Annotated in this window: 7 protein-coding genes; 1 reads left to right on the forward strand and 6 read right to left on the reverse strand. The window is 71.3% G+C overall.

Translation table 11 applies throughout. The annotated features are described in order from the left end of the window. Positions 1–9 precede the first annotated feature (9 nt). A complete protein-coding gene (locus tag MFF30_RS02910) occupies positions 10–4,881 on the reverse strand; it encodes an NAD-glutamate dehydrogenase (protein WP_238276328.1) in 4,872 nt (1,623 codons plus the stop codon). 1,148 nt (positions 4,882–6,029) lie between these two features. Here MFF30_RS02910 and MFF30_RS02915 point away from each other — a divergent pair. Further along, positions 6,030–7,052 carry a PAS domain-containing protein gene (locus MFF30_RS02915; RefSeq protein WP_238276330.1) on the forward strand — a complete coding sequence of 341 codons (1,023 nt, stop codon included), beginning with the start codon at positions 6,030–6,032 and terminating at the stop codon, positions 7,050–7,052. 32 nt (positions 7,053–7,084) lie between these two features. On the opposite strand, the gene MFF30_RS02920 is transcribed toward MFF30_RS02915, so the two are convergent. The 5 genes from MFF30_RS02920 to MFF30_RS02940 form a co-directional block, all read right to left on the reverse strand. Continuing rightward, positions 7,085–7,504, reverse strand: coding sequence for an FKBP-type peptidyl-prolyl cis-trans isomerase (locus MFF30_RS02920; protein ID WP_238276332.1), 420 nt, complete (start codon positions 7,502–7,504; stop codon positions 7,085–7,087). A 59-nt stretch (positions 7,505–7,563) separates the two neighbouring features. Continuing rightward, positions 7,564–8,802 (reverse strand): GNAT family N-acetyltransferase, encoded by a 1,239-nt coding sequence (locus MFF30_RS02925; protein WP_238276334.1) that lies wholly within the window; start codon positions 8,800–8,802, stop codon positions 7,564–7,566. Next, on the reverse strand, positions 8,799–10,157 hold the full coding sequence (locus tag MFF30_RS02930) for a lipopolysaccharide biosynthesis protein (RefSeq protein ID WP_373320834.1): 1,359 nt from the start codon (positions 10,155–10,157) through the stop codon (positions 8,799–8,801). Before MFF30_RS02930 ends, MFF30_RS02925 begins: the two co-directional genes overlap by 4 nt. Positions 10,158–10,264: 107 nt before the next feature. Beyond that, positions 10,265–11,212 (reverse strand): SGNH/GDSL hydrolase family protein, encoded by a 948-nt coding sequence (locus MFF30_RS02935; protein ID WP_373320835.1) that lies wholly within the window; start codon positions 11,210–11,212, stop codon positions 10,265–10,267. 89 nt (positions 11,213–11,301) lie between these two features. After that, positions 11,302–12,396, reverse strand: coding sequence for an OpgC family protein (locus MFF30_RS02940; RefSeq protein ID WP_238276337.1), 1,095 nt, complete (start codon positions 12,394–12,396; stop codon positions 11,302–11,304). Positions 12,397–12,628 lie beyond the last annotated feature (232 nt).

The raw sequence follows: 12,628 nt of genomic DNA on the forward strand, positions 1-12,628 counted from the left end.
CGGCCGCCCTCAGCGGGGGGCCGACACACCGCGCGGCCGTGCCAGATCCACGAGCAGGCTCGCCGCCACGGTCGCCTTGGACACCGTCAGCCCGGAGGCGGTGACGGATTCGAGGGTGGCGCGGGCATGGTCGAGGGCGGCGCCGCGGCTGCGGCTCCAGGCCGCCACCGCCTCGGAGCCGGCCCCCACCGCACCGATGATCTCCGCCGTTAGGTGGCGGTGCGCGGTGGCGATATCGGAGACCGCCCGCTCCAGGGCGATGCGGTCGAAGGTGTCGCCCGTCGCGACCGCCCGGGCGGCGGCGGCGAGATCGGAGAGGTGGAAGTCCCGGTCGAGGGCGAAGTGGGTCGCGGCGATATCGGGAATCGTACCGCCCCCGGTCTCGGCGACGCGCACGATGTCGGGCGCCGAGGTCAGGGCCGAGAGGGCGGCGAGGCGGGCGGCCTGCGCGGGCGCCATGCCCAGAGCCGTCAGCTCGGCCTCCCGTGCGGACAGTGTCGCGCTCGCCTCTTCGCCCATCACGGCGGGCAGCACGCCCTGGAGGGCCGCGATGCCCTCGCGGTAGCGCGCGACGATGGGCGCGATGGTCCCCGACAGATCGAGGTTGCGGATGAACCAGACGATGCGGCCGATCAGCAGGTCCTGGACCTCGGCGTAGAGGGCGATCTGCGCCTGACCGCCGACAACCCCGGCGAGACCGTCGATGGCCTGGTTCAGCTCCATCAGCCCGTAGGCGTCCCGGGTGATGGCGTAGGCCTTGGCGATGGTGGCGGCATCCACGCCGGTCTCGTCGACGAGGCGGGTGACCAGGGAGGGGCCGCCCCGGTTGACGATGATGTTGGAGAGCGCGGTGCTGATGATCTCACGGCGTAGGCGGTGGCCCTTCACAGCGTCGGGAAATTGCTGGCGCAGGGCCGCCGGGAAATAGCGCTGCAGCTCCCGGTCGAAATAGGGATCGTTGGGGACCGCGCTCGCCAGCAGCGCGTCGTAGAGCGAGAGCTTGGCATAGGCCAGGACGACCGCGAATTCGGGCCGCGTCAGGCCCTCGCCCCGTCGCATCCGCTCGGTGATTGCCGCGTCGTCGGGTAGGAGTTCCACCACCCGGTCGAGGCGCCCCTCCGCCTCCAGCGCCTGCATCGTGCGCATGGCGAATCCGGTCTCGGGCAGGCCGCGATGCTGGGCGAGCGACAGGGCGAGGGTCTGAAGCTGGTTGTTGCGCAGGACCAGGGCGGCGACCTCGTCGGTCATCGCCACGAGGAGCGCGTTGCGGGCCGGCCCGTCGAGGCGGCCGTCGCGCTCCGGGCCCATCAGGGCGATCTTGATGTTCACCTCGACATCCGAGGTGTTCACGCCGGCCGAGTTGTCGATGGCGTCGCTGTTCAGCCGAACCCCGTTGCGGGCCGCCTCGATGCGCCCGCGCTGGGTCGCCCCGAGATTGGCGCCCTCGCCGATGACCCGGGCGCGCAGCATGGCACCCGTGATGCGCACGGCGTCGTTGGCCCGGTCGCCCGCCTCGTCGTCGGATTCGGAGGTGGCCCGGATGTAGGTGCCGATGCCGCCGAACCAGAGCAGATCCACGGGCGCCTTGAGGATCGCCTGCATCAGTTCGGCCGGGGTCGCCTGTGCCTGCTCGACGCCGAGCACGGCCTGGATCTCGGGCGAGAGCGGAATGGTCTTCAGGCTGCGGGCGAAGACGCCGCCGCCGGGCGAGATCAGGGCCGGATCGTAGTCCCGCCAGGAGGAGCGGCCGAGGTCGAACAGGCGTTGGCGCTCGGCGAAGCTCGCGGCCGCGTCGGGGGCGGGATCGAGGAAGATGTCGCGGTGGTCGAAGGCGGCCACGAGGCGCAGGGTTCTCGAGAGCAACATGCCGTTGCCGAAGACGTCGCCCGACATGTCGCCCACGCCCGCCACCGTGATCGGGTCGCTCTGGGTGTCGATGTCCATCTCCTGGAAGTGGCGCTTGACCGCCTCCCAGGCGCCGCGCGCCGTGATGCCCATGCCCTTGTGGTCGTAGCCCTGGCTGCCGCCAGAGGCGAAGGCGTCGCCGAGCCAGTGGCCGCGCTCGGCCGAGAGGGCGTTGGCGATGTCGGAGAAGGTGGCGGTGCCCTTGTCGGCGGCCACCACCAGGTAGGCGTCGTCGGGGTCATGCCGCACGGTGTCGGCCGGGGGGACGATCGCGTCGTCCACGATGTTGTCGGTCAGTTCGAGGAGGGTGCGGATGAAGATCCGGTAGCTCTCGGTGCCCTCCTCCATCCAGGCCTGCCGGTCCGAGGCCGGCGGCAGGCGTTTGGGAAAGAAGCCGCCCTTGGCGCCGACGGGGACGATGACGGCGTTCTTCACCTGCTGGGCCTTTACGAGACCGAGCACCTCGGTGCGGAAATCCTCCGGACGGTCGGACCAGCGCAGGCCGCCCCGCGCCACATAGCCGAAGCGCAGGTGCACGCCCTCCACTCGCGGCGAGTACACGAAGATCTCGAAGAACGGGCGCGGCAGCGGCATGCCGGCGACCTTGGCGCAGGCGAACTTGAACGCGATGGTCTCGCGGTCGCCGCCGCCATCCGCGCGCTGGTAGGCGTTCGTGCGGACGACCGCCTCGATCAGGTTGACGAAGCGGCGCAGGATGCGGTCCTCGTCGAGGCTGGTGACGGCGGCAAGGTCGCTCTCGATGCCGGCGCGGATCTCGGCCTCGCGCGCCGCACGCTCATGCTCAATGGCGGGGTCGAAGCGGGCCTGGAACAGGGCCACGAGGGCGCGGGCGAGGCCCGGATGGGCGGCGAGCGTCGCGGCGAGGTAATCCTGGCCGTAGCGGATCCGGAGTTGGCGCAGGTAGCGGCCGAAGGCCCGCAGGATCGCGGCCTCGCGCCAGGTCATCTCGGCCTCCAGGACCAGGCGGTTGAACCCGTCCGATTCCGCGAGGCCGCCGCTCAGGGCCAGCAGCGCATCCTCGAGCGGGCGTTCCAGGCGGGCGAGGTCGATGCCGGCCCCCGTGGCGCGCTCCAACAGCATGTCGTGCAGCCAGACCCGGGCGCCCTCGTCGGAGCCGGCGGGCAAGATGCGGTAGGTCCGCTCGTTGACGACGCGGAAGCCGAGGTTCTCCAGCACCGGCACCCGCTCCGACAGGGAGAGCGAGGCCCCCCGCGAAAACACCTTGAGGCGGATCTGCGATTCGAGATCGGTGGCGCGCCGGCCGATATCGGCGGCGCGGGGGCGCGCGGGGCTCAGGCGCTCCAGAGTGGCGATGTCGGCGAGGGCCACGCGGGGGGTGAAGCCCTCGCGATAGGCCGCCGAGAAGGCCTCGCCGTAGCGGGCGGCGAGCGCCCGGGCCTGGGAGCCGTCCAGGGTCTCGGCGAGCGCGAGGCGCAGGTCGTCGCCCCAAGTCCGCACCAGGGCGGCGATACCCGATTCGAGAGCGGCGGGGTCGCGCTCGGGGGCGCCGGCCTCGGGGAGGCCGATGATGAAGTGCGTGCGGGCGAGCGGTCCTTCCGGGAAGTACGGATAGGCGGCGGAGACGCGCCCGCCATACTCGGCGGCGAGATAGGCACCGATCCGCGCCCGGACGCCGGAATCGTAGCGCTCCTTCGGCACGTAGACGAGGAGCGAGACGAAGCGGCCGAAGCGGTCGGGCCGCTGGAGCACGCGCAGGCGCGGCCGGTCGGCGAGGTGCGCGATGGCCAGGCTGAAGCGGTAGAGCCGGTCGCCGTCGATCTGGAACAGGTCGTCGCGTGGGTAGGTCTCCAGCACGTTGAGGAGGCCCCGCCCGGCATGGCTGGTCGGGTCGAGGCCGGCCCGCGCCGCCACCCGCGCGACCTTCTCGCGGAGATACGGGATCTCGCGGGTCGGCAGGGTGTAGGCGCTGGCCGTGAACAACCCGACGATGACGACCTCGCCACTGAGCGTCCCTTCAGGGGAGAACAGCTTGCAGGCGATATAGTCGAGATAGGCAGAGCGGTGGACCCGCGACCGCACGCTGGCCTTGGTGATGATGAGCGCCTGAGGCCCGTCCAGGAATGCGCGGATCTCGGGCGTGATGTCGACCAGGGCGCCGCCGCGCCGCAGCACCGCCGCGCCGGGATCGCGCAGCAGGCCGAGGCCAGAGCCCTCCACCAGCGTGGGCTCGGCGGGTGCGTCCGCGAGCCCGTGCTCGCGCAGGCCCAGCAGGGTGAAGTGCCCCGCGCCGAGCCAGTCGAGGAAGGCCCGTGCCTCCGCGACCTCGCCCTCGGGCAGGGGCGGCGGGGCGCTGGCGTAGCCCGACGCGAGCCGGGCGAGGCGGGCGGCCATCGCGTCGTGATCGTCGGTGGCGAGCGCCACGTCCCGGAAGACCCCCGTCAGGCCGTCGATCAGCCGGGTGCGGGCCGCCTCCGCATCGAGGCGGTCGAGGTGGATGTGGATGAAGCTCTCGCGGGCCAGCGCCGCGTTGGTGTCGGCGGTGGTCTCGCCCACGACGCGCACGAGGCTTCCCGCGGCGTCCCGCTCCACACCCAGGATGGGGTGGGCGACGAGGTGCGGGGTCAGCCCCTGCTCGGTCAGCTCGGCCAGGCAGGAATCGAGGAGGAAGGGCCGGTTGTCGTTGACGATCTCGACGATGGTGAGGTCGCGCGGCCGCCCCTCGCGTTCGACGGTGCGGTCGCTCACGGCGATGCCGGAGGCGGTGGCCGCCGGCCGGGGCTCGGCGAGGTGCGCGCGGGCCGCCAGAGCGAGGTCCGCCAGGGCCTGCGGGGTGTAGGGCGCCAGATCCTCGGGGGGAACGCGCCCGTACAGATCGGCGACGAAGCCGCCTGGGCCGCCCATGGCCTCGACCCGATCGGCAGCGGCCCCCAGCAGATCCTTGCGGGCACCCTGCGCCTCGGGGCTGGAGAGAGCGGCGTTCCGTTCCAGTGCCATGCGATGCTGTCCTCGCTGCGGTCGACCCGGCATGAGCGATCATCCCGAGCGGGCTGTGACAGGCCGTCTCCGCCGAAGCGGACGCGGACCCCTCCGCCCGGCCGCACTTGAGCACCGGTGCTCCCGGGTTTCCATCGATCCCGCGACGGATCGACCCTTGACGGCGACGACCCGCCGCGTGTGTCAGGCTTTTCGGCCCCCTCGCGCCCCGGACGGAACCGCGGGGCGGGCCAAACGTGTCCGCGGCGCGGATTCCGCACGATCGTCGCGCGGCGGCGAATCAGTCCGGTGATGCCATATCCCGTCCGGTCCGCCAGCGCTGAGCGAGCCGGGCCAGCGGACGCGTGGAATGCGATCCCTGCGCCCCGGAGGTCGACGGAACACCGACATGCATGCGCCAGCAGGACGGCTCTTCAAACAATCGCAGGCACGCCTGCCAATCGATCGCACCCCGATCACGAATTTTTGAAGTGGACCTGCGATTGAGAAGTACTGCGCCAGTTTCCCAACTGAAGCTTGACCGGACAGGCCCCCCCGGCGGCGCGGCAGATTTCGCCGCCGCGCGCGTCGGGCGGCGTGTCTTCGAACCCGCTCAATGCAGGCTCACTGGGTCACGACGAGGTAGATGTGGCCTTGGTAAGAGCCATCGGGGACTACGAAGCAGTCGGCACCGCATCCATGCGCAGTCTTCCTGGCTATGTCCGGGCTCCGTTTCGATTAAATCCTTGTGCTTTCCGTGCGCAACGTTTCACGAGACTCGGACAAAACCACAGATTGAAGGTTTTGATGATTGCATCTGCGTAGTCGTACGGCTTCGATTCACAGGCTTGACACCATGCGCTTCAGGCGAAAGCTAATCTATCTGCCAGCACGACAAAGCTCGGATAAGTGACAAGGTTACTTCGTACAAATTGTATTGATAAAAATTAAGTCCGCCCAAGGAAATGAATTTTACCTGACAGCCTGTTCTGTTATATCACGGTTCCGGGAGCGTGAATCCGAACCCGAGCCGAACCGGTGGGCTGGTCGAGGGCTCTCACGATCGGCGCGGAGATAAAGAAACCGTGCCATTCGAAAACCCAAGCCCGCCAGAGCATCACTTTTTGGATCGAATCTTTCATTCCCGCTCGTCGACATCCGCGAGCCACATGCTGCGCCTGATCGAGGATCAGGCACAGATCGGAGTCTGGTCGATCGACCTGCACGACCTCTCCATGACGATGTCGGACGGCCTGCTGCGCATCGCCGGACTCACCCGTACGGGCACCACCAACGTCCTGGATCTCGTTCATCCGGCCGATTGCGGCATCCGCGAGGAAATCCTGGCGGCCCCGAGTTCAGGCCTGTCGATCCAGCGCGAGTTGCGCATCGTTCGGCCCGACAGGACCGTACGCTGGATCGAGATCAAGGCGGACGTCGTGCTGGGAAGCAACGGCGTTCCGGCCCGCATGGACGGGATCGTCATCGACATCACGAGCCGCCGGGAGGCGGCCCAGGTGATCGACCGGAGCCGGGCGCGCTATCAGGGCCTCATCCAGGCCATCGTCGCCGTGGTCTGGATCGCGAACGGCGACGGGACCCACTGGTCCTGCCCCGCCTGGTGCGAGCTGACGGGCCAATCCGAGGTGGAATGGCGCCGCGGCGGCTGGATCAACGCGGTCCATCCGGAGGATCAGCCGCGTGCGATGCACGCCTGGACCCAGGCGATCGAACGGTGCGACACCTACGAGGCCAATTACCGCCTGCGCTGCGCGGACGGGACCTATCGCTGGGTGAGCAGCCGCGCCGTGCCCCTGCTCAATCCCGACCGGACCGTGAGCGAGTGGATCGGCCTCATCCTCGACCTGACGAGTTCCGCCGCCGCGATGGCGCAGCCCGCCGGCGCCCGGCTCGACGATCTGCCCGGCTCCCTGGTGCGCGGGGCGCGGGCGCTGCTGAACTGGTCGATCCCGGAACTTGCGGCGGCGGCCAGGGTCTCGGATTCCAGCGTCAAGCGCCTCGAAGAGAGCGGCGGCGGCGCCCTGCGGCCTCGGACATGCGCCGCGATCCGCACCGCCCTCGAGATCGCCGGCATTACCTTCACGGCCCCCTCCCCCGGCGAACTCGGCCTCGTGTATCGACCGACCGCCGAGAGCGAGCCGCGGGCGGGGGATCCGAGCCCGGCCGGGTAAGGAATACCCGGCCGGAACACGGCGCGCGGGCCTCAGCGGGCGCCGAGCAGTTCCACGTCGAAGATCAGCGTGGCGTTGGGCGGGATCACGCCGCCGGCGCCGCGCGGGCCGTAGCCCTGGTCCGGCGGGATGATCAGGGTGCGCTTGCCGCCGACCTTCATCGTGGCCACGCCCGTATCCCACCCGGCGATGACCTGGCCGGCGCCGAGGGTGAAGGTGAAGGGCGTGCCGCGGTCGCGCGACGAATCGAACTTCTTGCCCGGCTTGCCGCCCTCGTCGAGCCAGCCGGTGTAGTGGACGCTGACCTTCTGGCCGGCCTTCGGCTCGGGGCCGGTACCCACGACCTCGTCGCGGTACTGCAGGCCCGAAGGCGTGGTGATGGTCTCGGCGGATGCGGATGCGGTCATGGCGAGGATCAAGGCTCCGGTGAGGGCGTAGAACGGACGGCGCATGGGGCTGAAGTCCTGTCTGGCGTGCCGAGGCCGCGCAGTAGCACGGACGGACCGGCGCGTCAGGGCCCGATACCGCGGGCGCCACCGCCCGGCCGGCGCCGCAACAGGCGCTTGGCCTCGCTGCGGGCTTCCGCCTCCAGCCGGGCGAGGCGGAGGCGTCGCTCGAGGCTGACGAAACGGCGCACGTCTCCCGGCACAGCCACGATCTCGGCCACGGCCTCGCGCTCCCGGTAGAGGCTCTCGAGGGGCGAATCGCCCATCGTCGCCGAGTCGAGGCGGCCCGCGAACACGTCGTCGTGGAGCGCCCTGACGATCTCGGCCTCCAGGAGCAATCCCGGCGCCAGGGTCCGGGCCGCCTCGTCGTAGGCCGTCTTCAGGAGGTAGGCGGTCCCGCCCGAGACCAGGGCGAGGCTGATCGCCAGGGCCCGGCCGTCGAGGCTCAGGGTGTCGGCCCGGACCCGCACCGGTCCCGGCGTCGGTCCGAACACTGCGCGCGCGAAGGCCGCATGGGCGGGGCGGCAGGCCATAGCGCTGCCCGCCTCGCCCTTCCAGCCCGCCGCCTCGAGGGCCAGGAAGCCCTCGACCGCCCCGGCGAGGGCCGCACCATCCGTGGCGGCGGCATAAGTGACGACGCCCGCTTCGGCGAGGCGGCGCTGGCGGCGGCGCAGGTCCTTCAGCCGGCTGCGATGGGGATGTCCATCGAGGAAGGCGGCATGGTCGGAACGCCGATCGAGGACGGGACGCGCGAAGCGCCCGACCTCGCCCCGCGCCCATCCGGCGGCGTCGAGGGCGGCGCAAACGTCGCGGCCGAGGGGGGATTCGACGGCGAGGAGCGGCCAGCGCCAGGGCCGCCCGTCCGAAGCCGCCCGCAGGCCCGCCACCAGGGCCGCGAGGACGGCCGGCCGCTCCGGACCCGCCACGACGAGAGGCGCCGTCGCGGTGACGAAGGGCGAGACGAAGGGCAGCGCCAGGGGCCGGCCGAGGCCGCAGATATCGTAGGACAGGCGGAAAGGCAGCAGCGCCTCCAGCCCGCGCCCGCCGCGCACCACGAGGACCCGCAGATCGGGGCTCACGAGGCCGCTTTCTACATGCGCCTGCATCACGTGGCGGCCGTAATAGGGATGGGCATCCCCGGCCCGCGCCGTGAGGTCGTCCCAGGCCTGCGCCTCCGCTCCGAGGGCGCCGAGGGTGGTGACGGCGTGGGCCAAGTCCGGCGCGGCAAAGTCCGGGGCGGCCAAGTCCGGCGCGGCAAAGTCCGGGGCGGCAAAGTCCGGGGCGCGGGCGCGTGGGGCGATCATCGGGTGCTCCGTCCGGACAGGTCCGGCCAGACCGGCGTCGACAATCCGTGCACGGCCCGGGCGGCCAGCGCCATGGCGCCGGCCCGCAAGGTGGTGGCGAACGCCATGGCGAGCGCAGCGCCCAAGACGCCGAAGAGCGGCACGAGGACGAGGCAGAGGCCCCCGGCCAGGGCCAGCATCCCCACGGTGACGAGGGCCGCGAGCCGTTCGCCCCCCAGCATGTTGAGGAGGTCTTCGCCCGGGCCGAACAGGCCGGCCGCGACGCTGCCGGCGACCAGCACGGCGAGGATCGGCAGGCTCGCCCGGAATTCCGGGCCGAACAGCCCGAGGAGCAGGGGCGCGGCGGCCAGCACCGCGGCGCCGACGAGGATCGTGGCGACGAGAGCCAGGCGCGCCTGCATCCGCACCAGGGCGGCGAGGCCGGCCCGGTCCCCGGCCGCGTGGGCGGCGGTGAAGCGCTGGGCCGTGGCGGCGGTGGCGGCAAAATGCACGAAGACCACGAATTGCTGGATCCGGGTGGCGGCGAAGTAGAGTCCCACCGTGGCCGGCGGCGCCAGGAGGCTCAGCACCACCACGTCGATGACGTTGAAGCCGGCGCTGGCGAGATCTCCGGCGGCGATGGGCAGGCAAGCGCGGAACCATCGCCGCCAGGCGTAGCGGCGCGGACCGGCGGGCAGGCTCCGGCGCAGCCGCAGCATCAGGCTGCCGGCCTGGACGCCCACGGCGATGCCGGTGGCCACGAGGGTGCACAGCACGGCGATCCGCGCCTCCGCCGGAGCGCCGAGGCCGACCGCGACCAGCATGGCGGCCATGATCAGGCCCTGGCGCAGCAGGTAGGGCGGCGCGATGGCGAGGACCGCCCAATTCTGGCTGCGGGCGATGCCCTCGCAGTAATCCTGCAGGGCGAAGAGCGGAAGCACGAGGGCGGCCACGAGGAGCGGAGCCGCGTAGGGCCCGGCCAGCAGCGAGCCCTCGACCCAGACCAGCGCGAGCCCCCCGGCGGCGACGGCGACGGCGCAGGCCAGGGTGACGGCGAGCCCGCCGACGAGGTAGGCGCGCACGGCTGCGAGATCGCCCCGCGCCTGGTCCGCCGGCAGGAAGCGGCAGGCCCCCTGCGAGAGGCCGAGGGTGGCCGAATGCCCGAGGATCGCGATCCAGACCCAGATGGCGGCGAAGATGCCGTACTCGGTGCCGCCCATCAGGCGCGCCATCAGCACCTGCGCGACGTAGGCGAAGCCTGCGGCCGCGATGCGGATGGCGAAGACGTCGATGGCCGCTCCCGCGGCGCCGCCGCGCAGGCGGGCGAGACCGCCCCAGCGGCCGCCGACCCCGATCCTGTCCGTCGCGATACCCAACGCGATGCCCCCCTACCCCGCATCGGCCATAGCCGGGCCGGCGTTGCGGGCCGGTTAAGCGGCGGGGTTAAGGCTTTGGGTGGACCTCCCCTCGACCTCGCGGCCGTTCAGTCCCCCGGCGCCACGGGCGGCGGCGCGACCCTGACGCCAGCCGAGTCCTTCACCCCGGGCGAGTCCTTCAGCCCGGGCGAGTCCTTCACCCCGGGCGAGTCCTTCACCCCGGGCGAGTCCTTCGGCGGCGCCAGGGTCAGGGCGGGCCGCCCGGCGCTGCCCGTGGAGACCGGGTCGGGCTGGAGGAGCGAGAGGGTGATGGCGCGGGTGACGTGCTCGGCCATGCAGCGCAGGCCGAGGTCGTTCAGCCGGAACTGGGTGCCGAGGAGGTGCCCCTCGCCCTTGTCATTGCGCAGCGCGAGGTAGCGCATGGCCTCGTAGCGCTGCACCAGGGGCACGCCCTCGCGCCGGGCGACCTCCTGCACCTTGGCCACGAGGCTGGTGTAGTAGGCGTCGCGGGCGAGGCTCGCGGTGTAGACCGGGCTGACCAGCACGACGTCGATCGCGTGGCCCTTGATCCACTGCACGGTCTCTTCGAGGGCGCTCTCGAAGGCGTCGAGGTCGACGCGCGCCAGGGCATCGTGCGAGCCGACCTGCCAGATCACGAGGTCGGGCTCCAGCTCCGCCACCATGCTGCGCAGGCGCTCGCCGGCGCCGGAGGCGATCTCGCCCTGGAGGCCCCGGCTCTCCACCACCACGTCGACGTCGGGCAGCGAGCGCTCCAGCGCCGTTTCCAGCTTCACCGGATAGGTGGCCGAGGCTCCGAGCCCCATGGTGGAGGCGCCGATGGCCAGGACCCGGACCGGGTGCTTCTCCTTGAGGGCGGCCTTCACGGCGCCGAGGCGGGCCAGGGTATAGAGCTTCGAGCCCGGAACCCGGCATTCCGGCGACAGGGTGACGTCGACCGCCTCCCCGTCGACGCTCGCGCCCGCCGACGCGACGTTGGGCGGCGAAACCACGGTGGGGGACGCCGGACCCGGCGCCGCCGGGGCAGGCCGGGGCATGAAATCCTCCGGACCCGGGGGCTGCGGTTGCGCCGTCGGCGCCTGCGCCGAGACCACCCCGCCGCCCGCCATGCCGGCCAGACTCAAGCTCAGGGCGACGAGAGCCGCGGCTTTCGGGAGCGCCATTCGACGAACCATGCGGTGAAACCCAGTGCGAACAGGCCGAACCCTACGACGAAAACGTCGACGACGACACCGCCACCGGTCCAGAACCTCACAAGCTGCGCGGCGAGACTGAGCAACGATCCGATGGAGAAGACCGCCAGGGAGTTGCGCCCGAGGCTGGCGAGGAAGGTCGCGACCCAGCCCAAGCGGGGTGCGATGACCGCGTAGAGGGTCTGGAAGGCGAGGAGCACGCCGAGGAAGTGGATCACGCGGGCCGGCGAGAGGTAGGTCTTGTCGAAGGTGAAGACGAGGCGCGGATCGGGCACGAGGAGCGGGTCGGGCCGCAATTCGAGCACCGACAGGACGATGCCGGTGAGGACGATCAGCACGCCCACGGGAACGAGGCGGGGGGCCGAGCGCTTCAGCCAGGGCGAGGTCCGGCTCCAGTCCTGCGCGGTGAAGCCCATAACGAGGAGAAGCTGCCAGCAGAAGGGATCGAAGAACCAGTCCCCCTCCCCCGGCCAGGAGGGCAGGTTCCACTCGAAGACCAGGCTCGCCGCGTAGAGCCCGAAGGACAGGGCCAGGGCGGCGACCCGGCTCACGCGCCCGATCAGCACGAAGACCGGCGCGATCCCGAGCAGCACCACGTAGAGGGGCAGGATGTTGAAGAAGCCGAGCTGATGGGTGAGCAGCACGAAGCCCACCATGGTCTGGATCGGGTCGGCGAAGAAGCCGCCGGCATTGTGCCATTCGAGCAGCAGGGGATTGTCGAGCACCAGGGCGGTGCCGGCGATCATGGCCAGCGCCAGTGCCATCGTGGTGATCTGCGCGCGGTAGACCTCGATGGTGCGGGACAGGAGGCGCAGCACCGTCCGCAGGCGCGGCTCGGGCCTGCCGTCGCGCTCGCGCGTGGCGATGCCGATCGACCAGCCGGCCAGGAACACGAACAGCTCGGCCGCGTCAGAGATGCCGTACTGCGAGTAGGTGTAGCGCTCGAAGGTGTTGCCGGGGATGTGGTTCACGAAGATCGTGACGAGGGCGAGCCCACGCCAGAAATCGACCGCGTTCGGTTCGCGCATCGGAAATCCGCACTCCGGCACTTCGAAGGGACAGGGGTTGAGCGGGCTTTGAGGACGCGGCCGCGCGGCGAGGCCCGGCCCTGATACGGTGCGCGCAGCCGATCTGCAAAGGCCGGGCGGCCCGAGGCGTGCGATTTGGCCCCTGTCCGATCAGGGCGCCCGGCCGGCCGGGGGTTCCGGGCGGACGCGAGATCCCGTAAGGGTCCGCAACGCTGCGGACCCTTACGGGATC

It is taken from the genome of Methylobacterium goesingense (assembly GCF_022179225.1).
Taxonomy (GTDB): Bacteria; Pseudomonadota; Alphaproteobacteria; order Rhizobiales; family Beijerinckiaceae; genus Methylobacterium; species Methylobacterium goesingense.